The following is a 25,525-nucleotide window of genomic DNA, read 5'->3' on the forward strand; positions in this document are numbered from 1 at the left end:
AGCGCAGAACACTAAGCCCTATGCCCGCCCCAGTAGAATTTCGGTCAGGCCGCTAGGCCGCCCGGACGGTGGCGAGGAACTTCCCCACTTCCTCCCCCAGCCTTGCCGACTGGCGGCTCAGCTCGGAGGCGGAGGCCAGCACCTGGGTGGAGGCGGCGGCGCTTTCGGAGGCCGCCCGCGTCACGCCGACGATGTTGGACGACACCTCGCTGGTGCCGGCCGAGGCCTGCTGGACGTTGCGGGCGATCTCGTTGGTGGAAACGCCCTGCTCCTCGACGGCCGAGGCGATGGCCATGGCGATATCGTTCATCTCGCGGATGGTGGTGGTGATGGTGCCGATGGCCGAGGCCGATTCCAGGGTCGAGCCCTGGATCTCCTCGATCTGCCGGGCGATCTCGCTGGTCGCCTTGGCCGTCTGGTCGGCGAGGTTCTTCACCTCGGCGGCCACCACGGCAAAGCCCTTGCCCGCTTCGCCCGCCCGCGCCGCCTCGATGGTGGCGTTCAGCGCCAACAGGTTGGTCTGGCCGGCGATGGAGTTGATCAGCTCGACCACGGCGCCGATCTTCTGCGCCGCCTCGGCGAGCCGCCCCACCTTGGCCGCCACACTGTCGGCGTCGCGGGCCGCCTCGCCGGCGATCTGGGCCGAGTGCTGCACGCGCTGGCCGATCTCGCCGACGGAGGCCGCCAGCTCCTCGGCGGCCGAGGCCACCGTCTGCACGTTGGAGGAGGCCTGTTCGGCGGCGGCGGCCACCGCCGTCGACTGGTGCGTCGTCTCCTCGGCGGTTGCCGACATGGTCTGGGCGGCGCCCTGCAGCTGGTGGGAGGCGGTGGAGACGGCGCCCACCACGGAGCCGACCGCCGCCTCGAAGTCGTCGGCCATTTCGGTCATGACGCGGCGGCGTTCGCCCTCGGCCCTGGCCTTTTCGGCGGCGACCTCCTGTTCCAGCTGGCGGTTGTGGGCGAGCTTGTCCTTGAAGAAGCCCACCGCCGACGACATGGCGCCGATCTCGTCGCCACGGCCGGCGCCGGGGATATCGATCGCAAGGTCGTTGTCGGCAAGGCGCGACATCGCCCGCGTCATGGCGTCGAGCGGCCGGACGACGTGCCGGCGCACCACCAGGTAGCTCACCAGCGACAGCGCCATCGCCAGCGCCATCAGCGCGGCATAGGCGATGAAGAGACCCTGCTGCCGGCTCGCCACCGCCTCGGTGCGGGCAAGCGCCACGTCGAGCACGGCGCTGGATACGGCGGCGATCTTGGCGAGCGCCACGGTGATCTCGCCCTTGAAGGCGTCGAAGGTCAGCGCCGTCTTGTCGCCGGTGGTGAGGTCGTCGAGCGCCTTGAGATAGGCGTCGTTGAAGGCGCCGGAGAAATAGGCGGCGTCGGCGGTCTTCACCGCGGCCTCGAAGGCCGGGCCGAGGTCCTGCGTCCTGGCCATTTCCTTCATGCTGGCCCAGGCGATCTCGGCCTGCGCCCGCCCGGCGACGATGGCGCGCGCCTCGGCCGGGGCAAGCTGCTTGCCGGCGGCCAGCGCGCCCTGCAGCAGCACGGCCGGCGTGCCGGACACGGAGCGGGTGTTCCAGGCCATCTGCTTGGTGAGCAGCAGCTCGCCGCTCGCCGCGTCGCGGCGACGGATCTCGGCGTCGAGCTGCTTGGAAGCGGCTTCGAACACCGCCACGATGCCGGCCGTGTCCTTCATGTAGCTGCCGAGCAGCGCCGCGTCGCGCGCCTCCGCGCGCACGGCAAGGTTGGCGTCGGCGCTGGCGCGCAGCGCCTGGACGGTCCGGTAGCCCTCGTCGATCGCCTTGGCCGTCGCCGCCCAGGCCGGCACGTCGGTGAGCGGTTCGCCCGCCACCTTGACCATGTTGGTATCCACGGTCCGCCGATAGTCGGCAAGGCCGCCGAGCATCGCCTGTGCCTTGTCGGCCGGCAGGCGCAGAACCGTGTCGGTTTCCACCCGTTCGTAGCGCAGCGCCTGCAGCACGTTGAACACGGCCACGTTCTGGTTGGTCAGCGCGGTGACGGTGCGCGCCGTCTGCCACGAGGAGTAGCTGGCGACCATCTGCCGGGCGCTGAGCCCGATGACCGCGACGCAGATGAGCAGCGTGAAAAAGCCCAGCACCGTTCCCAGGCTGAAACGACTCAGAAACTTGCTCAATTGGCCCTCCCATAACAACATATGAAATGATTAGGGTGGAACTGCTGAACAGACCCTTAAGTAAAAACTGGAGCAGGCCATAATAGAAATCGGTTTTCTTAATTTACGATCACGGCCCAGGCATCGATTTATAGAAAACATAATATCTTTCGCTTGCAGTCTTCGCGACCGCTCAACCAATGGAGGAGAATAGATACTCCGATGGCGCAATCAGATTTTCTCGCAACCAATGCGATTTCGCCCTCAGAAGACGTTGCACGTTTCGCGGTAAAACATCTGTTTTCCCAAAACACGGCAGGATGATCGATCGGATCGACCTTCGCCATCTCCCGAAAGGGATCGTAACGTTGCCATCGGGCCGCCCAAACGACTTCTGCCTAAACTTCGGGCAAAACCCGTCGATATTGAGAAAATTAACAGGTTACACTATCGCCAATTCTAGCGATCCGCCGCCCCGGCCCGCATGGCCCCGTCCGCCCGACACCTCATCCGCGCCCGGCCCCACGCGCCGTCGCCCGCCACCCGACCGCGACGAAAGTAGCGCTGGCAAAAAGCACAAGCTAAAGCCTGGCGACCTTCATGAGATCCAGCGCCAGCGTCGGCGCATCGACCGGCAGGCGCTTGAACCCGTGCCTGAGGTAAAAGGCCTCGGCCTCCGGCGATATGGCGTGGACCACCACCAGCCGGGCCGACACGTCCCCGGCTGCCCTGAGGGCGCGGAGCACGGCATCCCTCAGCAGCGCGGCGCCGAGCCCCTTGCCCTGCCAGGCCGTGTCGACGGCGAGGCGCCCGAGCACGACCGCCGGAATGACCCGGGGCATGTTGCGCCGAACCGAACCGACGGCCTCCTGATTAAGGATCTGCCCCATGGCGAGGGCGTAGAAGCCCACGACGCGGCGGCCTCCGGCCTGGCACGACACGAAGGTGCGGCTGGCGCCGAGCGCCATGTTGGCAAGGGCGCGGCCGCGCAGCCAGTCGTCGAGGCTGGGTTCGCCCGACTGGAAGGCGCCAATGTCGTGATCGTCGGAAAGCAGGGCCGGCGCCGTGAATGGAAAGCCGTCGTCAGCCACGGGACCAGTTCGTCCGTGCGGCCATCAGGCGCTTCACCCCTTCGGCTTCCTCGGGCGTGACGGGGGCATCCATCCAGTCGAGGGTTTTGCGGAAGGCGGGGGCGTCCATATAGACGGAGGTCTGGTCGAGCAGCACCGCCTTGGCCTCCTTGATGGCGGAAGCCAGCATGAACTGCGACCGGTTGGCGCCCACCAGCTCGGCGGCCCGGTCGATCAGAACCCGGTCCTGCGGGCGGGCGCGCAGGTGGATGTTGACGTCGGCTGTGGCTTGCTGCTTGGACATGCCTCGTTATGATCCTTTGTGGTGACAACGTCAACACAACGCCCAGCCCCCCCCAAAGCGTCCGATGTGGAGCCCAATAAATCCCCTCCCCATCAAGCTGTCCTCCTCTGCGAAGGCAGAGGATCTCGGGACGGTGGAGCGAGCCGCAGATATCAGGCACCATTCGTCAACGGGAGCCCTATATAAGCCCCGCGCCCCCTTCTGCCCGAGGTCCTCGCCTGCGCAAGGATGACAATTTATATAAATGTGACAGTGGGATAGGCCGCTTGCATCCCAGGGATGCGCATCGTTCCGCCTTGGCGGATGGGGAAACCTCAGAGGCCAAGCGATACGCTATATGTCATTGTTCCATTTATATAAATTGTCATCCTTGCGCAGGCGAGGACCTCAGGAAGGTAGAGCGAGGGGTCGATATCGCGCTCCCGTCGTAGGGCTCCGGAGCCTCGCTCCAAACTCGCTGGGGTGAGGCATCCCTGGGCATCCGCTTGGCCCGAAAAGTCTGCAACTTTTCGGGCGGATGCCCTTGGCGACGGGTTCGAGAACCGGAGCGGACTTCGAGCGAGGCTCAGCGGGAGAGGCCCATCTCGATCACCTCCAGCATCCGCGCCGCGTCGGCCGGCGCGGCGATCAGCACGACCTTGAAGGCGCTGTTCACCGGGTCGAAGGCGGTGTTGATGGTGAGCGGCGGCGTCTCGGCGTCGCCGGAGAGAGCGGCGGCGCCGAGGAAGGTCGCCAGCCGCTCGGCCGCCTCCACCGTGATGTCCGGCACGTCGACGATGACGGTGGCGCGGGCGCCGGCGGCGGGCCGGGCGTGCCCCTGGGCGAGGCCGGCGAAGGCGTCGAGTTTCGAGCGGTCGATGCGATAGGCCTTGCCGATCCGCGTCGCCTCGAGCCGCCCCTCGCGGATGTGGCGCAGCACCGTCTTCGGGTGCAGCTTCAGCGCCTCGGCGGCTTCATCGACGGTGAGCAGCATGTTCGCCATCAAAAAGACTCCCAAAAGTTCCGAATCATGCTTATGATAGGGAACGAAAAGGAGCAATGAGATAAATGATGGACACCTCAACTTTCCCCGTCGAAACCCTGAAAACGCACCTGCGCGGCGACCTCGCCGCGGCCATGAAGCGGCGCGACAAGGCCGAAACCGCCCTGCTCAGGCAGCTCGTCGCCGCCCTCGACAATGCCGAGGCGGTGCCGGCGCGCGAGGAAAGCGCCTCGCTCGTCCGCCATGTCTTCGGCACCGGCACCAGCGAGGCCGAACGCCGCCACCTCACCGAGGACGACATCCGCGCCCTCCTCAAGTGGGAGATGGACGACCGCACGAAAGCCGCCGCCGAGTTCGCCCGCCTCGGCGTCGAATCCCGCGCCGCCGCGCTCACCGCCGAGGTCGAGCTAATCAGGCGTTATGTCGGGGGGGAGGCGCGCCGAGGCTGAACGCAGGGTTGGCACGAAACATGCGACACAACCTGCGAGCAGCAGTGGAGGCCAGCATGGCAACCGGTTCGATCGATGGCAGTTTGCGGGGCATCGCCAGGGTCATCGCCAATCCACCCAAAGTAAGACCGGAGGATAGCCTCCGCCTTCCCGCGCTATCGCGCTCCCAGGGAACCGAGGCGCCAGCCGTGGCAGCGCCCGCGACCGATCCGGTGAACACGGCGGCTGAAGGCGGCCTCCATGGCATCCGCGCCATTCTTGGAAGGTCGATACCCGTCGTTCGTTCGGACGACCAGCAGTCGAAACTCACGGTGATCATACCAAGCGCCGAGGAAAAAGCGCAGGAACAGCAACGGCGGGCCGACGAGGCTGCGAGGCATGCGGAATTCGTTGCTCGCCTCAAGGCAATCCAAGCCGCCGCCAACCACGAAGACCACACGATCTGCCTTCCCAACATCACCAGCCTGACGATCGACACCGCACGAAAGGTCAGGGGTTTCGTCGAGGTCAGGATAGAAAATCACGAAGATGTCGGACGGGTCGTCAGCGGTGGATACGATCAGCAACAAATCGATTCACTGGAAACCTATCTTTCCCTCATCACCGATTACATCAATAGACATGACGCCTCGGCGGCAACTTCGCAGCCGGAGACGACCAGCCCGACAACCGATGCCACGAGTGAAGGCTTCTCGGCACCGACGGTATCGGCACCAAGCACGTTGGCTTCCGACACGCCAACGCCCCCCGAACCGGTCGTCGGCGCCGACCCCAACTGGACCGATCCGGTGGGCGAGCCCGGACAAAACCACATCTTCTTCCCCAACGTCGCCTCGCTCAGCCGCGAGACGGCCGCCGCCGTCTACAGGCAGGTGAGCGACATGGTGAAGACGCAGGACACCTCGTCCTCCGTCATCCGTGCCCGCAACGGCAGCGCCGGCACCTACTCGGTCGACACCTACATGTCCTGGCTCGCCCAGCGCGCCGCGATCGACATGGAGGCGTAGCGAGGCCGGCACACCCGGCAGTTTGTGCCCGTCGGAAACGGTTGCCGGCAGCCTTTGCCGCTACCCTGCCGTGAGAACCCCATTCTTCCTGAACCACGCCACCTCGTCGGCCAGCGTCTCGGCCAGCGGGCGGAAGGTGAGGCCGAGTTCGCGCTGGCTCTTTTGGGGGTCGAAGCGCGTGCGGCCGGCCTCCCGCGCCATGGAGCGCGCCACGGCCCAGCTCAGCAGCACCGGCTTGCCGGTCAGCCGGGCATAGACCTCGTTGCCGGCGGCGATCACGTAGAGCAGCGCCTGGGGGATGCGCCAGGACGGCGCCTTCACCCCCGCCGCCGCGGCGATCTGCGGAACGAGTTCGGCCATGGTCATGTGCCGCCCGGCGGCCATGTAGCGCTCGCCGCGCCGCCCCCTGGCGTTGGCGAGGATGAGCGCCCGCGCCACGTCGCGCGCATCCACCACCGAGAACGACCCCGGCGGCACGCCGGGCAGGCGCCCTTCCGCCACGTCCAGCACCGTCTGCCCGGCAGAGGTGGGACCGATGTCGCCCGGCCCGTGCATCCAGCCGGGCAGCACCATGGCCGCCCAGAAATCGGGGTGGGCATCGAGAAAGGCCAGCACCTCGCGGTCGGACAGGATCTTGCTGCGATAGTAGTCGTCGGCGTCGCGCTCCTGGCGCTCCATGGTCTCGTCGATCAGGGCGCCCGGCGCGCCGTCGAGCACGGCGATCGAGCTGACGTGGATGAAGCGCCGCACCCCGGCGGCATGGGCCGCCGCGAGAAGCGCCCGCGTGCCGTCCACGTTGGCCGCCTTCAGCGCCGGCCAGTGGCTGCCGCCCTTGTAGGAGTCGCGGAAATAGGCGGCCGTGTGGAAGACGACGTCGACGCCGGCCAGCGCCGCCGCAAAGCCCGGCACGTCCAGCATGTCGCCCTCAACGATCTCCACGTCGAGGCCGGCGAACTGCCGCGCCGCCTTCTCCGGCGAGCGGACCAGCGCGCGCACGCGCCAGCCCTCGGCGAGCAGTTCGCGCACCAGGTTGTTGCCAAGAAGGCCGGTCGCCCCGGTGACGAAGGCCAGGGAACGCGGCGGAATGGTGAGGGGATCGCTCGACATGGAAGGGCTCCGGATGTAATGGAGCATCCTTGATAAGGCTGGACCAAGGTCCATGGTCAAGGGGTGTCACATGCTGATCGGCGAATTCGCGGCGCGGACGGGTCTCAGCCAGGACACCATCCGCTTCTACGTCCGCAAGGGGCTGCTCGCGCCGGAAACCGGGGCCAAGGGCGGCCGCAACCCCTACCAGATCTTCTCCGAGCGCGACGCTTCCACCGCCCGCATGATCCGCTTCGCCCAGGCGATCGGCCTGCCGCTCAGGGAGATCGCCGGCATCGCCGCCGAGTTGCAGCGCCAGGGCCTGACGCCGGCCCGCGAGGTCGAGCTGATGGACGAGGCGCTGGCCCGGCTCGAACGCAAGGCGGCGGAGCTGGCCGAACTCACCGACTACCTGCGCGCCAAGCGCGACTGGGTGGAGCGCGGCAAGCCAGGCCCCGAGCCGCGCTTCCTCGACCTCTCCCCCTGCCCCGCCGCGCCGGAGTGGGAAGCGGGAAGCGGGAGAGAGTTCGTCAACGGCGAGCCGAGGCAAGGGTAAGTAATTGTTTTATATCAATTTCCTGTCATTCTCTGCGAAGGCAGAGAACCTCAGGACGAGAGCGCGCTTCGCCCCCTATCACGCTCCATGAACCAAGGGAGATCTATATCAGCCGCTCGCCCCTTTCTGCCTGAGGTCCTCGCCTGCGCAAGGATGACAATTTATATAGATGAAACAGTGGGATAAGCCGCGCGAACACCCATCTGGCGCATCGCATGCCAACAATGGAGGGCGCAACCTCCCAAACCAAAGCACAACGCCTATCCTTTTGTTTTATATAAATTAACTGTCATCCTGCGCGAAGGCGCAGGATGACAATTTATATAGAGGGAACAGCGGGATAAGCCGCGCAAACACCCATCTAGCGCATCGCGTACCCCCAATGGAGGGCGCACCCCCCAAACCCAAGCACAACGCCTATCCTTTTGTTTTATATAAATTAACTGTCATCCTGCGCGAAGGCCGCGTGCATTCGCAAGCGAATGCACGGTGGACCTCAGGACGAGAAATCTCCCCGGCCGATATCGGGCTCCATGAACCAAGGGAGATCTATATCAGCCGCTCGCCCCTTTCTGCCTGAGGTCCTGCGCCTTCGCGCAGGATGACAATTTATATAGAGGGAACAGTTGGATAAGCCGCACGTGGACCTTGCTACCGCATCGTACGCCCCCGACCTCTCGTCTCGCGTCGCACGCCACCGCTTCGCTTGCCACCGATGAAGCATCGCCACCGCGCCCACCCAAGCGAAACGGCTATCCATTTGTTTTATATCACTTAACTGTCATCCTGCGCGAAGGCGCAGGACCTCAGGACGAGAAATCTCCCCGGCCACTATCAAGCTCCCTTTCCCTGAAGCCTGATATCAACCGCTCGCCCCTTCCTGCCCGAGATCCTCTGCCTGCGCAGAGGAGGACAGCCAGATGGAGGCGGAAACTCACCGGCAACCGCCTCACCCACCACCCCCCTCCCTTTCCATCGCATCCGAAACTGCGATAAGGCGTTACCCCCCCGTGGGCTTCGGCCCGACGCGCCTCTCCGCCCCGCCCCTCCACCGCCAGCCGACGTCCGATGCCCAGCCTCTCCGCCCTCACAATCGCCGCCTTTCGCCTGCTGATCCGGCTGCGCCGCTACCGGGAGCTCGGGCTCGTGGCGCTGGCGACGGTGGTGGGGTGCCTTGCCGGCGTCGTCGTCACCGCCATGAGCCGGATCACCAACCTCGCCCACCAGTGGCTCTTCATGCTGCCGTCGGGCGAGCGGCTGAGCGAGCAGGAGAGCCTCGTCCACCCGGCGCTGGCGCTGATGCCGGTGGTCGGCGGCGTCCTCCTCGCCCTGCTCGCCGTCGCCACGCGCCGCCGCCTGAAGCGCCAGCCGGTCGACCCCATCGAGGCCAACGCGCTGCACGGCGGCCGCATGTTCATCGGCGAAAGCCTGCTGGTGGCGCTGCAAACCATGATCTCCTCCGGCTTCGGCGCCTCGGTGGGGCTGGAGGCCGGCTACACCCAGGCGAGTTCCGGCTTCGCCTCGCGCCTGGCCGAGGCGCTGCGCCTGCGCCGACGCGACATCCGCACGCTGGTGGGCTGCGCCGCCGCCGGGGCCATTTCCGCCGCCTTCGACGCGCCGATCACCGGCGCCTTCTACGGCTTCGAGCTGATCATCGGCACCTATTCGGTGGCGCTCGTCGCGCCGGTGCTGGCCGCCTCGCTGGCCGCCAGCCTGACGGCCGACTGGCTGGGCGCCTTCCAGACCACGGTGGAAGTCGGTCACGTGCCCATCCTCACCGCCTCCGATCTCGCGCCCTTCCTGCTGCTCGGCCTCGTCGGCGGCCTGCTGGCCGTGGCCGTGATGCAGCTGACCACCGGCGTCGAGCGCGCCTTCCGCCTCGCCCGCATCCCCGGCTGGGCGCGGCCGGCCATCGGCGGCGCCTGCGTCGGCGGCCTGGCGCTTCTCACCCCGCACGTGCTCGCCTCCGGCCACGGCGCGCTGCATGTGGCGCTGGAATCCTCGGCCGGTTGGCAGATGCTGCTGGCCCTGTTCGTGCTGAAGGCGACGGCCTCGGCGCTGTCGCTCGGCTCGGGCTTTCGCGGCGGCCTGTTCTTCGCCTCGCTCTACCTCGGCGCGCTCGTCGGCAAGGCCTATGCGCTGATCCTGATCGCCACCGGCCTCGCGCCCGACCTGTCGCCGCTCATCGCCTCGGTCATCGGCATGGCGTCGATGGCGGTGGGCATCGTCGGCGGCCCCATGACCATGGCCTTCCTGGTGCTGGAAACCACCGGCGACCTCGCCATCGCCAGCGCCGTGCTCACGGCGTCCATCGTCTCGGCCGTGGTGGTGCGCGAAACCTTCGGCTACTCCTTCTCCACCTGGCGCCTGCACCTGCGCGGCGAAACCATCCGCAGCGCCAACGACATCGGCCGCATGCGCTCTCTCACCGTGTCGAGGATGATGCGCTCGGACGTGCGCACCGTCTCCGCCGGCCTCAGCCTCGACGGCTTCCGCGCCATGTTCCCGCTGGGCTCCACCCAGCGCGCCATCGCCGTCGACGGCAACGGCGGCTATGCCGGCATCGTGGTGGTGGCCGACGCCTACGCCCCCGACACCGCCGAAGGCCGCACCGACATCGCCCCCTTCCTCCGCCACCGCGAGGCCATGCTGCTGCCCTCGATGACGGTGGCCGACGCCGCCAAACTGTTCGAGGCCGCCAACGCCGAAGAACTCGCCGTGGTCGAAAGCCCCCACACCCGCAAGGTCATCGGCCTCCTCACCGAACAATACCTCCTCCGCCGCTACGCCGAGGAGCTGGACAAGGCAAGACGGGACATCACGGGGGAAGGGTGAGCGGGAAGAGGCGAGGGGCAACTCTTTGTTTCATATCAGTAAATTGTCATCCTGGCGCAGGCCAGGACCTCAGGACGAGATATCTCCCCGGCCAATATCACGCTCCATGAACCAAGGGCGCCCTATATCACCCCCTTGCCCCTTCCTGCCTGAGGTCCTGGCCTGCGCCAGGATGACAGGAGAGGGATAGAAGCGGGAGCCTCTTCCGGTCACCGACCGCCCGCCGGAAACGCAACGCATCCCCTTGTTTCATATCAATTAATTGTCATCCTCGCGCAGGCGAGGACCTCAGGACGAGAAATCTCCCCGGCCGATATCACCCTCCATGAACCAAGCGGAGCCCTATATCGCCCTCACCGCCTCTTCCTGCATGAGGTCCTGCGCCTTCGCGCAGGATGACAGGAGAGGGATAGAAGCGGGAGCCCGATACTAACCCCCGCGCTCCATCCTGCCTGAGATCCTCTGCCTTCGCAGAGGAGGACAGCATGATAGAAGCGGGAGCCTCTTTCGCTCACCGACCGCCCGCCGGAAACGCGACGCATCCCCTTGTTTCATATCAATTAATTGTCATCCTGCGCGAAGGCGCAGGACCTCGGGACGAGAAATCTCCCCGGCCGATATCACCCTCCAAGAACCAAGCGGAGCCCGATACTAACCCCCGCGCCCCTTCCTGCCTGAGGTCCTGGCCTGCGCCAGGATGACAGGAGAGGGATAGAAGCGGGAGCGTCTTTCGGTCACCGGATGTACAGCGGAAACGCGACGCATCCCTTTGGCATATATCATTAAATTGTCATCCTGGCGCAGGCCAGGACCTCAGGACGAGATATCTCCCCGGCCTCTATCACGCTCCCTACCCCACGCTCCCCTACCCCACCCGCACCGAGTACACATTCCCCCGCCCCCGGTCGATCGGCAGCGGCATCGTCAAATACCCATTCCGGGGATCGCCGACATAGTCGAGATAATCCGCCGCGAAGGCATTCTCGGCCAGCACGGGGGCGCCGAGGGCAAGGTGCGGCTCGATGAGCTTCAAGACCGGCAGGTAGAGCGACATCGCGCCGTCGAGCAGCAGCATGTCCACCGGGCCGCCGACGTCCTTCAAGGTCTCCAGCGCGTCGCCCTCGCGGATCTCCACGAGGTCGCCCAGCTCGGCGGCGCCCAGGTGGAACTGCGCCCGCACCACCTTCGACGTCTCGATCTCGCTGCCGATCAGCTTGCCGCCGCCGTTGTCGCGCAGCGCCGAGGCCAGATAGATGCTGGACACGCCCATGGACGAGCCGAACTCCACGATGCGCCGCGCCTTGCAGGCCCGCGCCGTCATGTAGAGGAAGCGGCCATAGGCGGGCGACACCGACATGAAGTTGCCGGACAGCCCCTGGCAGACGCCCCGGTAATCGGCCTGTTCCTCGGCCATCATGTCGGCGACGGCCGCGCCGCTCGGCACCGCCGAGAGGCCGCCGGTCACCTCGTCGATCAGCGCGCGGTCCGAGCTTTCGGCGTCGCGGTGCAGCCGGTTGAGCGCGCCGCGGACGGGAAAGGCGATGAGCTTGTTCATGGCCGTCCTTTCGCAAGATCCCGAGGGCCGGCCTCCGTTCGCCGGGCCCCGATCGATTGCCTGCCGGAAAAAATAGGAAGCCGACCCCCTGGCGTCATTACGAAGTCTGGACACATTGTTATTCGATCTTGCCAAACTGCCGCCGGGGGATCATCTTTCCGCCATGCCGCTTCTCAACATCCACATGCCGCCGGACGACTGGATCGACCCCGACGAGGTGCCCCGGCCGGTGGTGACCTATGGCTTTCTGGCCCAGGCGGTGGGCGAGCTCGAGCTGGAGCTGGACTATCACACCCACACCAAGTCGCAGCTCATTCTGGTGCAGAGCGGCGCGCTGAGCTGCGAGGTGGAGGGCGACCTGTGGATCGTGCCGGCCCGCAGCGCCATCTGGATTCCCGCCGGCGCGCTGCACGCCATCAAGATGAGCGGCGTGCTGGAGGGCTACAACGCCTTCATCGACCCCACGGTGAGCGAGGGCCTGCCGCCGGCCTGCCGGGCCGTGTCGGTCGGCCCGCTGTTGCGCGAGCTGATGGCGCGCACCGCGCGGCTGCCGGCGCTCTACGAGGAAGGCGGCGCCAACGGCCGCCTGCTCGCCGTGCTGATCGACGAGATCGCCGCCGCCAAGGTCGAGGACCTCAACTTGCCCATGCCGGCCGACCCCTGCCTGCGCCGGCTGGCCGAGGCCATGCTCGCCAACCCGGCCGACCGCGCGCCGCTCTCCGCCTGGGCCCGGCGCGCCGGCCTCAGCGAGCGCACGCTGGCCCGCCGCATCACCGACGAAACCGGCATGAGCTTCGGCCGCTGGCGCCAGCGCCTCGCCGTCATGCTGGCCGTCAAATGGCTCGCCGCCGGCGCCTCCATCCAACGCGTCGCCGCCGACCTCGGCTACGAAAGCGCCCCGAGCTTCGTCACCATGTTCCGCAAGACGCTGGGGATGGCGCCGGGGCGATACATGGCGGAGCGGTATGGGTGAGGCGACGCGTCGATGGCGGCGCGGTCCTTGAGGCCCCGCACCGGAGGAGCACGGCATGAGCCTGAAGATCGTCCGCAGGTTGATCCCCGACTGGGGCACCACATACGGCCCTCCGGGCGACGGGCCGTTTCCGGCCGTCATGATCTTCCAAGGATCGGAAGGGGCCCTGTCGGGCTGGAGCCATCGCAACGCCGTGCTGCTGGCGGCCCATGGCTTCCTGGCCTTCCCCTACGGCTACTCCAGGGGCGGCAACGCCTGGAACGCCGGCAGCATCGACAACGTGCCGCTGGATCGCGGCGTCGAAGCGCTCGCCGCCCTTCGCGCCTTTCCGGCGACCGGCGGCAAGGTGGCCCTCTACGGCGTGTCGCGCGGCGCCGAGCACGCGCTGCTGCTGGCCTCGCTGATGGCGCGCGACGGCCTCGCCGGCCTACCCGACGCCGTCGCCGCGCACAGCCCGCCGACGTCGTCTGCGGCGCCTTCGACGCGCGCCGCTATCGCGACAGCGGCGACCCCGGCTGGCAACCCTGGGACCCGGCGCACCGGGCCTGGACCTGGCGCGGCACCAGCGACAACCTCCTGCCGACAACCCCCATCGAAATCGAACGCTACCCCGGCCCGCTCTTCCTCAGCCACGGCACCGCCGACCGGGTATGGTCCGTCGACATGACCCGCCGGCTGGCCGCCCGCCTGGAGCAGCACGGCCGAACGCCCGAGGTTCATTACTCCGAGGGGCAGGATCTTATCCCCGGCAGCGCGGCAGAGAACGAACACCACGAGTATTTGCTGGGGTTCTTGGAGCGGCATGTTGGGTGATGGGGATGAAGCGCATTATCGACACCATTGATAGGGTCATTGACGTCTTGTCGGCGCTGACCGGACAGCGACCAGAAGGCGCTCTATGGACGACAGTCGAGCAGATGCTTGTTGGCGTCGTGATACTGGGCCTGCTTATGCTGGCGGTCTTTGTGGCCGTTACGGTTCTGGGTCAATAGTTCCTTCCGCGCGGCTAGCAGCTCAAGGAGCTTACGGACAGAAGGGACAACCGCTGCGGCACCGAAGGTTTACTCCAGGATCGTCGCCAGCCGCGCCAGCACCTCGTCCATGATCGCTTCCGGCACGCTTTCCAGCTTGCGCCCGCGCCGCGCGCCGATATCGAGTGCGCGGGGCTGATCGCAGCGCACCACGCCCGTCGTCTGCGTGCCTGCTCCCATCAGCGAAACGGCAAACCCGGCCGTGCGGGCAAAGTTGCCACCGCTGGTGATCGGCAGAACCACCGGCACCCGCGTCACCCGGTTGAACGCCCCGGGCGAGACGATCAGCACCGGCCGCGTTCCCTGCTGCTCATGACCGGCGGTCGGGTCGAGCGACACGAGAAAAATATCGCCCCGCTCCATCACAGAAGCTCGCCACCGACCGGCCCGTTATCAAGCCACTCGCGATCCTCGGGCGCGGCCTCGGCCGCCGGGTCGCACTGAGCCAGCAACTCATCGAGCGCATAGCGCGGCCGCGCCTTGGGCTCGACCACCAACCGCCCATTGTCGACGGCAAGGCCTACCTTGGCTCCGGCTGAGAGTTGCAGGACGTCGAGCAGCGCCGGCGGCACCGCCAGCATGATCGAACCGCCGACCTTGCGCAGATTGGTCGTGTGCATGGGAGTCTCCATTAGTTATATGAATATATAACACAAGAGAGGTGGCGGGCAAGGGCGAACAACAGGGTTTTACGTCGCGCACCTACTTCCGCCCAGCCTCAAGACGGACCTCATGTCCACGGCGAAATAGCGTCGACGAGACCGACCAGCCAGTTCTGGGGCGTCCCGCAAGGATCATCAGAACTGGTGATGGACAATGATAACTCTGGTCGCCTGCAATCCTTCGCATCGCACGAACGTCATCACGACTTGGCACCGGCACGCCGCCTGGATGTGAGTGCCATTCACCCACATAGTACAGCCCCGCTTGCCAACGAGATTCGAGAAGGCTAGCCAACCCAGTTTTAGACCGCCGAAACCAGAACCAGCCTGATCCTGAACCTTTCGGTTTGGGTGTGGCCTCTACAACGTCCGCACTCCACCCCTCCGCTCCGTATCTGCCAATGAGAATGCCACCCGTTTCGCAACGACCAGCCTTGGTCGCGGCCTCGATCATAGCTGCAATAGCATGAGAAGAGAGCCATATAGACGCTCCCTCGGGTCCATCCTCGGTGAACTCAATCGAGTCGGATATCCCGTCGTTCAACGCTTCCGTCCTCCATCTGCAGGTATAGCGAAGCGGTCTTCTCTCTCTTCAAGATTGCGCCCCGTATGAACTTGGAGCCGACGGCAGCCCACAGGTTGACGTCGTCTGCGGAAGCTGGAAACACTGGATGCCAGCACCCGATGCCCTCCATCTCACCAATTGCTTCGGCGTTCTCACCAATCGCTTCTGCATCATGTACAGCCGACGCGGCTCTGAAGCGCTCTGTCGCATCAACCACCGGAAAGGCGGTTTCAGACGCCGTGTAAGCGAAAAGTCCCTTCGCTCCCCACGTCATTGAGAGACTGATGAATACTCGCTCAGTCATCCATTCGAACGTAGCCATATCTCGCAGCACGGCATCTGACGCAGTACAATCAATGACCACATCCCAACCCTTTAGCCTATCGATATCGGCCTGCCTTGACGGTGGAAAACTGAACTGAAAAGCACTTATATTGGAATCCGGTGCCACCATATTCAGCCGACTAGCCAGTCGAACCGCTTTGTTGTGTCCAACATCGGTCATTGTCAGTATATGGCGGCTGAGGTTTCCGACCTGCAAGGTGTCGCAATCGAGGACACCCATTTGGGTAACCCCCATCCGAACTAGGTTCTCGGCGATTGCTGCCCCAAGTGTTCCACATCCCAGGACTAGAACGGTCTTCGCACGCACACCATTTTCGGCTTCTCCGCGCCTGCGGAGCTGATCGGGAGCCCAATTAGCCGACAGCACCCAGTCTAGCTTTCTCGCGGAGGTAGCGAGCTCGGCATCCCATGCGCGCCGAGCGGCGGCTGTCCCTGAAAAGCCCCTTCGCACATCAGTACGCCTGCACAGCTGCATGTTTTGAATGGCGAGCCAGTGAAACCTCTGCGGTGGGCCGCCGAGAGCTTCTTCGAGGGGAAATCCAACAAGTAAGTAGATCGGCTGCGGGTCCTTGAGCCTCTGAACACGCCGGAGGCGAGCTCCGGCGTCGGAAAGTATAGCGGGAAGGTCGACTGAAACGCTTGCACAAAGCCTTGTTAGTTCAGCCCAACTCGCAGCCGTCCGCCAAGGCTCGAATACAACAAGAGCTGGCAGGGTGAACCACACCGCGTCCACGCGGTTGATATCAACCGGTATGGCACTGCTTAAGGGAACCCTCCTTATGCTGCGGCGGTCCGGGCCCATGAAGTTTGACACAACGGAAGAACGTGCACCCGGGACTTGCGAAATGCCGGCAAACCCCCAAGAGGGGATCGGCCCTTCCCACCAGACCAAATCTTCAATTGTCTCGCGAAACCCAAGAACTCGGGTCATATCCGCCGTTGGCAGCATTGGTAGTTCGAGCGGATCGCCATCGATCAAAAGCTGGCTCTGAGCCGCAGCATCAATCCATCGGAGAAGGCGGCCAATATACCAGACTAAGCGATCCTCAAATTCCTGAGGTTCCCCTGACCAACCGTCGCGCCTAAAAACGAAAGCCGGTCGCTCTAGGCAGGGCTTGCCTGTTCGCCACGGCCGCCCTTCGGTGGGTTCCCCGTTAAAATCCTGATGGGGAAAAGTAGCCACGATACCGTCGATGGCGTCTGGATAAATGCGAATCTCGCGGTCAGTTGGAGAGCCGGCCACAACTAGATGCCAGCCGCTCCATAACGGCATGTGTTCACTCGGGTCAGTCGAGAGACGAGCACGAAATCGAAAAGACCACATGCCTTGTGATCGGTCGGTCCAGCCCTCAGCAAGCTCGAAGCGAGGATGCTTCTCCGGTAGCGAATCGATACCCTTGGCCAAATCGTGCGGTAGTGTCATCTTTCAAGCGAAGCGATCCGACTGTCGGGGAGTGGCTGGGGCGGAAGGTTGGCCGAAACCTCTATCTCGATCGCCGCCACCGGGACTAGGGAGAGGGAAGCACTTTCCAAGCAACTCCTGCCACAACGCGCCGCTCGCATCCTTATCAGTTTCATTCAGCGCGCGCCGTGCGAGATCCGCAGCCTTCGTCACCTGCGCGTGGAAGGCCTTGAAGTCGTCGACGGAAAGGCGCTTGAGCACATTGTGGCTAGGTACACCGTGATCGGGAAGGTTCGGGACAGTGCCAGCGTCGGCGAATGGTCTGAAGGTGTCGCGTATCCCTTCAAAGGCCTTAACGACCCCTTCGGCAACACATGCAATACCGTCAGGTAGAACGTATCCAATCATGTGTTCGAGTGGATAGCCTTTGGGATATTTGGGTAGTTGGTCAATATGCTCATGCCGCCACCACTTTATGGAACGTACTACGTTCACGAAGTGGCCGTTACACCGCTGGTTCTTGCTGGCGGCCCACTGGATCTGGGCGAGTGGATGGGTTGGACCCCAATCTCTGATTTGGCGATCAGGCAGCATAAGCGGATCTTGACGCCACTTCGAGGCGGTGTCCTCTTCCAGCTTTGTTGCTGTTTCGAATGGCTGCGTTGGCCTCCAACTCTTATTTACGACCCAGTTCGCGGCCTCTTCGATTGATTCGTCGGTCTCAACAGCCTTGCTGCGATAGATTGCCGAGAGCGCCTCTCGAATATTGGGCTCAACCGGGAGGGCGGTTACAACGAGGTCGAGATCAACGTACGACATCTCGATTCCAAACGAACGGTCTTGTTTGACCCACTTGCCGGCATAGTGCTGGTTTAGGAACGGCTCGAACCGCGTCATCGCAACAGCCGGGGTCTCGACGTTGTGGTCGATGGTCGTGACGATGACGACATCGACATCCGACCGCTTACCGCCCGTCGGACGCACTGCTGTCGATCGCCTTACACTACCCTGAAGAAAGGTTGTCGTAATGATCGGTGACAGATCGGGATCAGCCAACAGGCGCGTGCGGAGAGTGCTCGACCCTCGCTTCCATTCCTCCTTGTTTCGCTCGCTGGGGCGAATGTCGCGCAAGAAGGCATCAAACTGTGGGCGAAGTTCCATTTGTTCCTCTAGATGCTGAAGGTGGGTTGGTAACTGCCGTCCACGCGGCCACCAAAATCGAACTCATAGGGAACACAACACCCCATCGACTCTGCTTGTTGCCCTAGCAAGAAAGAGAAAGCGTTGGGTCCTGCCACGAACACATGAACTGTTCCGCCGGGCTTGCGAATTGCAGCGACTTTACCTGCGATGACTCTCGCTATCGCCGCAGCATGCGTGCCGCCCTTAATTGCGTCTTGGGTAACTCCGTCAGAGGGGGTAACGTGCATGATCGTTCCGACATCGGGAAGCGATCTCGCGACATACTCCCTAACCTGCTGGATCGGATCACGGGCAAGGCCCACAGACAGTGCAATATCCTTGCTGTCTCCTATTCCCTCGATTGTAATCTCTGGCAGCGGGCCATCGTTACCGTCCATCGCATCCCAAATTTGCCCGGGGTTGTTCATACCTTTCTGAACAACCTCAACGTCCGCGCCGGTCTTGAAGCCCAGTATTGCACCTGCAAGAAATGCTACTGAGGAATGAGCATCAAGGAAGAGGCGCATACTCGCCCGCTCTGAGAGTTTTCTCCTCAGAAAGTCGACAATCGGTGGTTTAAGGTCTGCCCAGGTCTTGCCGGCACGCAGATAGCGTCCATCGAAGTAATCAGTGAGGGTGATTGTGCAATCAGGTAAAGCTTCCAACATGTCAGAGGGTATAGAGCTAGCCTGAAATGTCCTAATAGAGATACCACGGCGCGGGGCTGACCTTTTTTGAACAATCCATTTCTCAGACCGACACCATTCCTCAAAACTGGAGCGGTTAAGCCGGTTTATGTTCTTGATCTTCAGCTGCTTTGCCGCTTCATCATAATGAAAGGTGGCCGTATCCTCAGCTCCGACTAAGCCAACCAGTCTGAACCTCAAACTAACTTGTTCCCGCAGGAAATCGAGACCTGGATAGTTGTCTCTAATATGTAGCCCGTCTAGGATATTGAAAAGTTCATCGTCGTTGGAGAGCCTGAGATGATCACGCCAACACTCACGTACTTTGCCCATTCTGCTAGCGGGAGTCTTGCCTTCGTTCAGAACTTGAAGGCGAAGTGATCCGTCCACTAGCGAAAGAATGTCATTCAGTGGGTCGCCATCCTTCAGTTTGTCGGTGGTGATAAGATGAAAGGCAGCTCCCAATGGTGCCTTCTCCTTCGCCTGTTTTAGACGTTCAAGGATAGATACGCTCTTCGCATTTATGAATGAGGGAAGAGTAAGGTCCTCGTAGCCGAAGCGGCCACTACGATCTACATGCCACTTAATCTGATGATAATCGACCGTGACTTGGCCAGATCCCGTTGCACTTGGCCGACCAGGTTCGTAACGGACAACTACATCATCGAATGCCTTCGGGCCGTCAGCCTCAAAGGTGACCTCAACTACGTCTTGACGTTCGGGGTCGAGGAGAGACGCGGCGTGGATCCAAAAAAAGCGGGACTGATAATTATCGCCGTGCCAACGCGGCTCAACAGCATTTGACATTCAAAAGCCGCCTTCCATTTCCCTACGACTGTAGTATCCATCCTAGCCGATTAGTTGAGTCTACACCCACCCGCAACTCTTCGCGAATGCGTGTTCTTTATTTGTTCTCTCAACTTTTGTGTGTAAATGTCAACTTCCAGAATAACGTGCAAAGCTAAATAGGTCCACGGATCAAGTCAGAGGCGCCAACCGAATTATAGTCGGCACGGAGCGTGTTATCGCTATGTTGACGCCCCTACGCCCCCTCCACCTGTCGCTCCTCCCCCACCTTCCCGCTCGCCGCGCTGAACGACGCGATCACCGCCTCCGCCAGGGCCACGAACCGTGCCGAAGGCCCATCCGGCCCCACGCTTCTGCGGTTCACCCTCGCCCCCTCCAGCAACAGCCCCAGCGTGTCGGCCAGCTTCTCCGCCTCCTCGATCCCCGCCTTGCGGCACAGCCCCACCAGCTTCTGGCGCTGCTCGTGCTTGAAGGCTTCCACCACCTGGCGGGCGGGGTGGTCGGGTTCGGGGAGTTCGAAGGCGGCGGTGACGAGGTCGCAGCCGCCGGCTTCCATGCTGGCGTAGGAGGCCACGGCGCGCACCCATTCGTGCAGCTGGGCCAGGGGGTCGCCGGGGAAATTCTGTTCCAGGTCGCGCCAGAAGGGATCGGCGGTGCGGGCCGTCTCGCGCAGGCATTCGGCGATCAGCTCGTCCTTGGAGCCGAAGTGGCGGTAGAGCGTCATCTTGTTGGTGCCCGCTTCCTCGGCGATGGCGTCCACGCCGACGCCGCGGATGCCGTGCTTGCGGAACAGCAGCTGCGCCATCTCTATGATCCGCTCTCGCGGCCTCTTCACGCAGCAGCTCACCAATTCGTCATTGCCCATCATGCCAAGGCGCCTTGACGCCCATGTTACCGATCTGTAACGTCCGGAATGTTACTGACGGGTAACACCCCCTTTCCAACGCGTCAAGGCCAGCTCCCACCGGGAGCGGCAACGACCCCCTGCACACTTAGTCTAGGCATCAGGCCGAAAAGTGGCTTGCCGGTTTTCGGAAAAACCTGATGCCAAACCAATAACCAAGCATCGGGCCGAAAAGTGGCCCCCGGTTTTCGGAAAAACCCGATGCCCATCAAAGCTCTACCTCCTCCACTATCCGCCCGCCGCGCAGGAGACCCGCCATGAAGCACGAACTCACCCTGGACGAACTCCTCCGCGATCCCCTGGTGCTCACCGTCATGCGGGCCGACCGGGTTCACCCCGAGCGCCTGCGCCGCGAGCTGCGTGAGGTGGGCGATCGCTTCAACAACGGCCTCGGCGGCGAGGCGGTTCCCTGCTGGATGGCGGCCGCCACCGGTCGCGGCGAGGGCTGCACATGGTAAACTTCTTCACCGAACGACCGATCTTCGCCTCGGCCATCGCCATCATCATGGTGCTGGCCGGCGCCATTTGCTACGTGCTGCTGCCGGTCGCCCAGTTTCCCGAGATATCGCCGCCGCAGGTGGTGGTTTCGGCCCACTACCCCGGCGCCGGCGCGCAGGTGGTGGCCGACACGGTGACCACGCCGCTGGAGCAGCAGATCAACGGCGTCGAAGGCATGACCTACATGTCCTCGTCGAGCTCCAACGACGGCTCGTCGACCATCACCGTCACCTTCGACGTCGGCTATGACATCAACACCGCCGCCGTCGACGTGCAGAACCGCGTGTCGCAGGCCTCGTCCTCGCTGCCGGCCATCGTCAACCAGACGGGCGTGTCGGTCAGGAAGCAGAACCCCAACTTCGTCCTCATCGTCAACCTCACCTCGCCCGACGGCTCGGTCGATCCGGTGGCGCTCAGCAACTACGCCGCGCTGCAGATCCTCGATCCGCTCAAGCGCGTGCCCGGCGTCGGCGACGTGCAGGTGTTCGGCGAGCGGCGCTATTCCATGCGCGTCTGGCTCGACCCCGACAAGCTCGCCAACCTCGGGCTGACCGCCGTCGACGCCCAACAGGCCATCGCCGAGCAGAACGTGCAGGTCGCCGCCGGCAAGATCGGCCAGGCGCCGGCGCCTGCCGGCACCGCCTTCGAAATGCAGGTCAACGCCGTTGGCCGCCTTTCCAGCCCCGAGGAGTTCGGCGACATCGTGCTGCGCGCCGACGCGGCGAGCGGCGCCGTGGTGCGCCTCAAGGATGTCGCTCGCATCGAGCTGGGCGCGCTGCAATATTCCTCCTCCGCCTTCTTCGGCAAGGACCCGACGGTGGCGCTCGGCGTGTTCCAGATGCCCGGCTCCAACGCGCTCGACCTTCAGGCTGGCGTCAAGGCCAGGATGGAGGAGCTGGCCAAGCGCTTCCCGGCCGGCATCGCCTACGCCATCCACTACGACACCACCACCTTCGTGCAGGCGTCGATGGACGACGTGTTGAAGACGCTGGGCGAGGCGCTGGTGCTGGTCATCGCCGTGGTCTTCATCTTCCTGCAAAGCTGGCGCACCACCGTCATCCCGGCCATCGCCATTCCCGTGTCGCTGATCGGCACGCTGGTGGTGATGTATCTCCTCGGCTTCTCGCTCAACATGCTCTCGCTGCTCGGCATGGTGCTGGCCATCGGCCTCGTCGTCGACGACGCCATCGTGGTGGTGGAGAACGTCGAGCGGCAGATCGAGGCCGGCCTCAAGCCGCTGGCCGCCACGCGCAAGGCGATGAGCGAGGTCACCGGCCCCATCATCGCCACCACGGCGGTGCTGATGGCGGTGTTCATCCCCGTCGCCTTCATCCCCGGCGTCACCGGCCAGCTCTACAACCAGTTCGCGCTCACCGTGGCGATCTCCGTCGGCATCTCCGCCTTCAACTCGCTGACGCTGAGCCCGGCGCTGTCGGCCGCCTTCCTGCGCCACCAGGGGGCGGTGCGCTTCGCGCCCTTCCGCTGGTTCAACTCGGCCTTCAATGGCATGTCGCACGCCTATGCGGCCAGCGTCGGCGGGCTGGTCAGGCTGCGCTATCTGGTGCTCGCCCTGTTCGTCGTCACCATCGGCGCCACCTACTGGCTCTGGAACCGCACGCCCTCCACCTTCCTGCCGGTGGAAGACCAGGGCTATTTCTTCGTCGTGGTCCAGTTGCCCGACGGCGCCTCGCTGGAGCGCACCAACGCCGTGGCCGAACAGGTGCGCGACATTCTGGAGGCAACGCCCGGCGTCGAGATCGTCGGCGCCATCTCCGGCCTCAACTTCCTGACGTCGGCGGCCCAATCCAACTCGGCGGTGGAGTTCGCCATCCTCAAGCCGTGGGAAGAGCGCGGGCCCGAACAGCACGCCTCGCGCATCGTCGAGGAAGTCCGGCCCAAGCTGATGGCCATCCCCGACGCCTTCGCGCTCAGTTTCGATCCGCCGTCCATCCCCGGCCTCGGCGCCACCGGCGGCTTCGAGTTCCAGGTGAAGGACCTTTCCGGCCAGGGCAGCCAGGCGCTGAACGACGCCACGCAAGGCTTGCTCGCCGCCGCCCGCCAGCAGCCCGAGCTCAACGCCCAGCAGCTGTTCTCGTCCTTCGGCACGTCGACGCCGCAGTTCGTCTACGACCTCGACCGCAACAAGGCCAAGCTCCTGGGCCTCAGCCTGCCGGATATCTTCAACACGCTGCAGATCTATCTCGGCTCGCTCTACGTCAACGACTTCAACCTGTTCGGCCGCACCTTCCGCGTCACCTTGCAGGCCGACCAGGACGCCCGCTCCTCGGCCACCGATCTCACGCGCCTCTACGTCCGCAACAACACGGGCGGCATGGTGCCGCTCTCCACCCTCGGCGAATTGAAGCCCACCGTCGGCCCGGAAACCGTGCCGCACTACAACTCCAACGCCTCGGCGCTGATCAACGGCGGCCCCGCCCCCGGCTTCTCCTCGGGCCAGGCGATCGCCGCCATGGAGCGGGTGGCCAACGAGACGCTGCCGCGCGACTTTGGCTACGAGTGGACGGGCATCACCTTCCAGGAGCTGAAGGCCGGCTCGGCGGCGACGGCGGTGTTCATCCTAGCCATCGTCTTCGTGTTCCTCATCCTCGCCGCCCAGTACGAGAGCTGGACCATGCCCTTCGTGGTGCTGCTCACCGTGCCGCTCGCCCTGTTCGGCGCGCTCGGGGCCATCCAGTGGCGCGGCATGCAGATCGACGTCTACTCGCAGATCGGCTTCGTCATGCTGATCGGCCTCGCCGCCAAGAACGCCATCCTGATCGTCGAGTTCGCTCGCAAGCGGCGCGACGACGGCCTCGGCATCGTCGAGGCGGCCACCGAAGCGGCCCGCCTGCGCCTCCGCCCCATCCTGATGACGGCCTTCGCCTTCATCCTCGGCGCGGTGCCGTTGATGCTCGCCACCGGGGCGGGCGCCGCCAGCCGGCAGTCGCTCGGCACCACGGTGGTGGGCGGCATGCTGGCGGCCACCGTGCTCACCATGGTCTTCACCCCCGTGTTCTACGTGGTGATCGAGCGCCTGCGCGAGCGGTGGAACCCCGCCGCCGTCGAGCGCGACGCCGCCCTCTTCCATCACGCCCATCATCCCGTGGCCGCCAACGAGGTCGACGACGACCTCGCCAAGGCCGCCGAGTGACCGGAGTTTCCGCCATGTCATTCCTCACCAAACGCCCCATCACCTCCCTGTTCACCCTCGCCGTGGTGGCCGGCGGCGCCAGCCTGTTCCACCCGGCGGTGCAGGGCTACGTGTCGCAGCACGTGCCGATCGGCGACCTCTTCGCCACCCCGGCGGCGGCCACCCCCGCCCAGCAGGCGCCCCAGGCCATGCCCGTCCCCGTCGAGAAGGTGGCAAAGCGCACGCTGCCGGTCTATCTCGACTATCCCGCCCGCACCGAGGCCATCCAGTCCGTCTCGCTGCAGGCCAAGGTCACCGGCTATCTGCGCGAGCGCGTGGTGGCCGACGGCGCCGACGTCAAGGCGGGCGACGTGCTCTATGTGATCGACGACCGCGACGCGCAGACGGCGCTCGCCCAGGCCAAGGCCCAGCTCGCCCGCGACACCGCCCAGGTGGAGTACCTCCGCTCCAACCTCGCCCGCGGCGAGGAGCTGTCGCAGAAGGGCTTCCTGGCGAAAGACGGCTTCGACCAGCGCACCAGTTCGCTGTTGCAGGCCGAGGCCGGCATCGCCATCGACAAGGCGGCGGTGGCGGCGGCCGAACTCGACATCGAGCGCTCGACCATCCGCGCGCCCTTCGCCGGCCGCGTCGGCCGGGGCGCCGCGTCGGTCGGCACGCTGGTCACCTCCGGCCAGACGGAGCTCAACACGCTGGTGCAGCTCGACCCGATCTACGTCACCTTCAACCCGGCCGAAAAGGAGCTGTCCGCCATCAAGGCCGCGCTCGAAAAGGGCGAGGTGACGGCCGAAATCACCCTGCCCGGCCAGGAAGGAAGCAAGGCCTACGCCGGCAAGCTCACCTTCATCGACAACCGCCTCGACGCCTCCACCGGCACCGTCGCCGCCCGCGCCACCATCGCCAACGCCACCTTCGACCTCCTGCCCGGCCAATACGTCCACCTGCGTCTCAGTGTCGGCGAACAGCCGGACGTGCTGATGGCCCCGCAAGTGGCCCTCGGCTCCAGCCAGCTCGGCAAATACGTCTACGTCATCGGCAAGGACAGCACGGTGGAACAGCGCATGGTCGAAACCGGCCGCACCGACGGCCCCGACATCGCCATCCTCTCCGGCCTGACGGAGAGCGACCTCGTCATCTCCGGCAACCTCCAGAAGATCTGGCCGGGCGTCCCCGTCCAACCCCTCCCCGAAAAAGAAAACCTCGCCTCGCGGTAATCCCGCCGACACCCCGCGAGCGACATCCGCCGCCGGTTCGAAAGAGCCGGCGGCGGTGGCGTTTTGGGGGGATGGGAGCCTTCAGCAGCGTCGCAAGAGCGCCCGATAGTGCCCGCGCGCCCTTTCC

The 25,525-nt window shown here is 64.6% G+C and carries 23 protein-coding genes; 10 read left to right on the plus strand and 13 right to left on the minus strand.

Going from position 1 to position 25,525, the window contains the following annotated elements; genetic code table 11:
- Positions 1-52: 52 nt before the first annotated feature.
- The 4 genes from M4J39_RS13240 to M4J39_RS13255 all read right to left on the minus strand — a co-directional run bounded on the left by M4J39_RS13240 (position 53) and on the right by M4J39_RS13255 (position 4,493).
- A complete protein-coding gene (locus tag M4J39_RS13240) occupies positions 53-2,158 on the minus strand; it encodes a methyl-accepting chemotaxis protein (RefSeq protein WP_251728564.1) in 2,106 nt (701 codons plus the stop codon).
- Between the two features lie 560 nt (positions 2,159-2,718).
- A complete protein-coding gene (locus M4J39_RS13245; protein ID WP_251728565.1) occupies positions 2,719-3,228 on the minus strand; it encodes a GNAT family N-acetyltransferase in 510 nt (169 codons plus the stop codon).
- Positions 3,221-3,511 (minus strand): DUF1778 domain-containing protein, encoded by a 291-nt coding sequence (locus tag M4J39_RS13250; protein ID WP_251728567.1) that lies wholly within the window; start codon positions 3,509-3,511, stop codon positions 3,221-3,223. The genes M4J39_RS13245 and M4J39_RS13250 overlap by 8 nt, the downstream gene beginning before the upstream one ends.
- 565 nt (positions 3,512-4,076) lie before the next feature.
- A complete protein-coding gene (locus tag M4J39_RS13255) occupies positions 4,077-4,493 on the minus strand; it encodes a helix-turn-helix domain-containing protein (protein ID WP_251728569.1) in 417 nt (138 codons plus the stop codon).
- A 65-nt stretch (positions 4,494-4,558) separates the two neighbouring features.
- Between M4J39_RS13255 and M4J39_RS13260 the strand changes: the two genes are divergently transcribed.
- The gene (locus M4J39_RS13260) at positions 4,559-4,942 is read left to right on the plus strand and encodes a GatB/YqeY domain-containing protein (protein ID WP_251728571.1); all 384 of its coding nucleotides are present in this window, start codon (positions 4,559-4,561) and stop codon (positions 4,940-4,942) included.
- A 56-nt stretch (positions 4,943-4,998) separates the two neighbouring features.
- Positions 4,999-5,949: a hypothetical protein gene (locus M4J39_RS13265; RefSeq protein ID WP_251728573.1), complete on the plus strand. Its 951-nt coding sequence runs from the start codon at positions 4,999-5,001 to the stop codon at positions 5,947-5,949.
- Between the two features lie 60 nt (positions 5,950-6,009).
- On the opposite strand, the gene M4J39_RS13270 is transcribed toward M4J39_RS13265, so the two are convergent.
- Positions 6,010-7,056: an SDR family oxidoreductase gene (locus M4J39_RS13270; RefSeq protein ID WP_251728575.1), complete on the minus strand. Its 1,047-nt coding sequence runs from the start codon at positions 7,054-7,056 to the stop codon at positions 6,010-6,012.
- Positions 7,057-7,126: 70 nt separating this feature from the next.
- Between M4J39_RS13270 and M4J39_RS13275 the strand changes: the two genes are divergently transcribed.
- Positions 7,127-7,591, plus strand: coding sequence for a MerR family transcriptional regulator (locus M4J39_RS13275; RefSeq protein WP_251728577.1), 465 nt, complete (start codon positions 7,127-7,129; stop codon positions 7,589-7,591).
- A 1,068-nt stretch (positions 7,592-8,659) separates the two neighbouring features.
- Entirely contained in the window at positions 8,660-10,426 is a 1,767-nt protein-coding gene (locus tag M4J39_RS13280; RefSeq protein ID WP_251728579.1) for a chloride channel protein, read from the plus strand.
- 865 nt (positions 10,427-11,291) lie between these two features.
- Here M4J39_RS13280 and M4J39_RS13285 read toward each other — a convergent pair.
- A complete protein-coding gene (locus M4J39_RS13285; protein WP_251728580.1) occupies positions 11,292-11,981 on the minus strand; it encodes an O-methyltransferase in 690 nt (229 codons plus the stop codon).
- Positions 11,982-12,144: 163 nt separating this feature from the next.
- Here M4J39_RS13285 and M4J39_RS13290 point away from each other — a divergent pair, with 163 nt between their 5' ends.
- From M4J39_RS13290 to M4J39_RS13300, 3 genes are all read left to right on the plus strand, one after another.
- Positions 12,145-12,954, plus strand: coding sequence for a helix-turn-helix domain-containing protein (locus M4J39_RS13290; protein WP_251728641.1), 810 nt, complete (start codon positions 12,145-12,147; stop codon positions 12,952-12,954).
- A 55-nt stretch (positions 12,955-13,009) separates the two neighbouring features.
- Positions 13,010-13,621, plus strand: a complete 612-nt coding sequence (locus M4J39_RS13295) for a S9 family peptidase (protein ID WP_251728582.1) — start codon at positions 13,010-13,012, stop codon at positions 13,619-13,621.
- 151 nt (positions 13,622-13,772) lie between these two features.
- Positions 13,773-13,946, plus strand: coding sequence for a hypothetical protein (locus M4J39_RS13300; RefSeq protein ID WP_251728584.1), 174 nt, complete (start codon positions 13,773-13,775; stop codon positions 13,944-13,946).
- Positions 13,947-14,015: 69 nt separating this feature from the next.
- On the opposite strand, the gene M4J39_RS13305 is transcribed toward M4J39_RS13300, so the two are convergent.
- The 7 genes from M4J39_RS13305 to M4J39_RS13330 all read right to left on the minus strand — a co-directional run bounded on the left by M4J39_RS13305 (position 14,016) and on the right by M4J39_RS13330 (position 20,502).
- The gene (locus M4J39_RS13305; protein WP_251728586.1) at positions 14,016-14,348 is read right to left on the minus strand and encodes a type II toxin-antitoxin system PemK/MazF family toxin; all 333 of its coding nucleotides are present in this window, start codon (positions 14,346-14,348) and stop codon (positions 14,016-14,018) included.
- Positions 14,348-14,605, minus strand: a complete 258-nt coding sequence (locus M4J39_RS13310; RefSeq protein WP_251728588.1) for an AbrB/MazE/SpoVT family DNA-binding domain-containing protein — start codon at positions 14,603-14,605, stop codon at positions 14,348-14,350. The genes M4J39_RS13305 and M4J39_RS13310 overlap by 1 nt, the downstream gene beginning before the upstream one ends.
- Positions 14,606-14,687: 82 nt before the next feature.
- Complete coding sequence (locus M4J39_RS23085) at positions 14,688-15,191, minus strand: Mov34/MPN/PAD-1 family protein (protein ID WP_371875446.1); 504 nt, start codon at positions 15,189-15,191, stop codon at positions 14,688-14,690.
- A complete protein-coding gene (locus M4J39_RS13315; RefSeq protein ID WP_251728590.1) occupies positions 15,163-16,980 on the minus strand; it encodes a ThiF family adenylyltransferase in 1,818 nt (605 codons plus the stop codon). Before M4J39_RS13315 ends, M4J39_RS23085 begins: the two co-directional genes overlap by 29 nt.
- A gap of 3 nt (positions 16,981-16,983) precedes the next feature.
- The gene (locus tag M4J39_RS13320) at positions 16,984-18,120 is read right to left on the minus strand and encodes a hypothetical protein (RefSeq protein WP_251728591.1); all 1,137 of its coding nucleotides are present in this window, start codon (positions 18,118-18,120) and stop codon (positions 16,984-16,986) included.
- A gap of 8 nt (positions 18,121-18,128) precedes the next feature.
- Positions 18,129-19,634 (minus strand): SAVED domain-containing protein, encoded by a 1,506-nt coding sequence (locus tag M4J39_RS13325; RefSeq protein ID WP_251728593.1) that lies wholly within the window; start codon positions 19,632-19,634, stop codon positions 18,129-18,131.
- A gap of 235 nt (positions 19,635-19,869) precedes the next feature.
- The gene (locus tag M4J39_RS13330; protein WP_371875447.1) at positions 19,870-20,502 is read right to left on the minus strand and encodes a TetR/AcrR family transcriptional regulator; all 633 of its coding nucleotides are present in this window, start codon (positions 20,500-20,502) and stop codon (positions 19,870-19,872) included.
- Positions 20,503-20,795: 293 nt separating this feature from the next.
- On the opposite strand from M4J39_RS13330, the gene M4J39_RS13335 reads away from it, so the two are divergent.
- The 3 genes from M4J39_RS13335 to M4J39_RS13345 are packed head-to-tail and all read left to right on the plus strand — an operon-like array spanning position 20,796 to position 25,398.
- Positions 20,796-20,996, plus strand: a complete 201-nt coding sequence (locus M4J39_RS13335; protein ID WP_251728595.1) for a hypothetical protein — start codon at positions 20,796-20,798, stop codon at positions 20,994-20,996.
- Positions 20,990-24,187: an efflux RND transporter permease subunit gene (locus M4J39_RS13340; protein ID WP_251728596.1), complete on the plus strand. Its 3,198-nt coding sequence runs from the start codon at positions 20,990-20,992 to the stop codon at positions 24,185-24,187. The genes M4J39_RS13335 and M4J39_RS13340 overlap by 7 nt, the downstream gene beginning before the upstream one ends.
- 14 nt (positions 24,188-24,201) lie before the next feature.
- Complete coding sequence (locus M4J39_RS13345) at positions 24,202-25,398, plus strand: efflux RND transporter periplasmic adaptor subunit (RefSeq protein ID WP_251728605.1); 1,197 nt, start codon at positions 24,202-24,204, stop codon at positions 25,396-25,398.
- Positions 25,399-25,525 lie beyond the last annotated feature (127 nt).

Source organism: Pleomorphomonas sp. NRK KF1, from assembly GCF_023721755.1.
In the GTDB taxonomy this organism is placed as follows: domain Bacteria; phylum Pseudomonadota; class Alphaproteobacteria; order Rhizobiales; family Pleomorphomonadaceae; genus Pleomorphomonas.

Excerpts from the sequence above, each read along its gene's own strand:
- M4J39_RS13250 (WP_251728567.1), bottom strand. The coding sequence starts at position 3,511 with ATGTCCAAGCAGCAAGCCACAGCCGACGTCAACATCCACCTGCGCGCC.
- M4J39_RS13255 (WP_251728569.1), bottom strand. The coding sequence starts at position 4,493 with ATGGCGAACATGCTGCTCACCGTCGATGAAGCCGCCGAGGCGCTGAAG.
- M4J39_RS13260 (WP_251728571.1), top strand. The coding sequence starts at position 4,559 with ATGATGGACACCTCAACTTTCCCCGTCGAAACCCTGAAAACGCACCTG.
- M4J39_RS13265 (WP_251728573.1), top strand. The coding sequence starts at position 4,999 with ATGGCAACCGGTTCGATCGATGGCAGTTTGCGGGGCATCGCCAGGGTC.
- M4J39_RS13270 (WP_251728575.1), bottom strand. The coding sequence starts at position 7,056 with ATGTCGAGCGATCCCCTCACCATTCCGCCGCGTTCCCTGGCCTTCGTC.
- M4J39_RS13275 (WP_251728577.1), top strand. The coding sequence starts at position 7,127 with ATGCTGATCGGCGAATTCGCGGCGCGGACGGGTCTCAGCCAGGACACC.
- M4J39_RS13280 (WP_251728579.1), top strand. The coding sequence starts at position 8,660 with ATGCCCAGCCTCTCCGCCCTCACAATCGCCGCCTTTCGCCTGCTGATC.
- M4J39_RS13285 (WP_251728580.1), bottom strand. The coding sequence starts at position 11,981 with ATGAACAAGCTCATCGCCTTTCCCGTCCGCGGCGCGCTCAACCGGCTG.
- M4J39_RS13290 (WP_251728641.1), top strand. The coding sequence starts at position 12,145 with ATGCCGCTTCTCAACATCCACATGCCGCCGGACGACTGGATCGACCCC.
- M4J39_RS13295 (WP_251728582.1), top strand. The coding sequence starts at position 13,010 with ATGAGCCTGAAGATCGTCCGCAGGTTGATCCCCGACTGGGGCACCACA.
- M4J39_RS13300 (WP_251728584.1), top strand. The coding sequence starts at position 13,773 with ATGAAGCGCATTATCGACACCATTGATAGGGTCATTGACGTCTTGTCG.
- M4J39_RS13305 (WP_251728586.1), bottom strand. The coding sequence starts at position 14,348 with ATGGAGCGGGGCGATATTTTTCTCGTGTCGCTCGACCCGACCGCCGGT.
- M4J39_RS13310 (WP_251728588.1), bottom strand. The coding sequence starts at position 14,605 with ATGCACACGACCAATCTGCGCAAGGTCGGCGGTTCGATCATGCTGGCG.
- M4J39_RS13315 (WP_251728590.1), bottom strand. The coding sequence starts at position 16,980 with ATGACACTACCGCACGATTTGGCCAAGGGTATCGATTCGCTACCGGAG.
- M4J39_RS13320 (WP_251728591.1), bottom strand. The coding sequence starts at position 18,120 with ATGGAACTTCGCCCACAGTTTGATGCCTTCTTGCGCGACATTCGCCCC.
- M4J39_RS13325 (WP_251728593.1), bottom strand. The coding sequence starts at position 19,634 with ATGTCAAATGCTGTTGAGCCGCGTTGGCACGGCGATAATTATCAGTCC.
- M4J39_RS13330 (WP_371875447.1), bottom strand. The coding sequence starts at position 20,502 with ATGATGGGCAATGACGAATTGGTGAGCTGCTGCGTGAAGAGGCCGCGA.
- M4J39_RS13335 (WP_251728595.1), top strand. The coding sequence starts at position 20,796 with ATGAAGCACGAACTCACCCTGGACGAACTCCTCCGCGATCCCCTGGTG.
- M4J39_RS13340 (WP_251728596.1), top strand. The coding sequence starts at position 20,990 with ATGGTAAACTTCTTCACCGAACGACCGATCTTCGCCTCGGCCATCGCC.
- M4J39_RS13345 (WP_251728605.1), top strand. The coding sequence starts at position 24,202 with ATGTCATTCCTCACCAAACGCCCCATCACCTCCCTGTTCACCCTCGCC.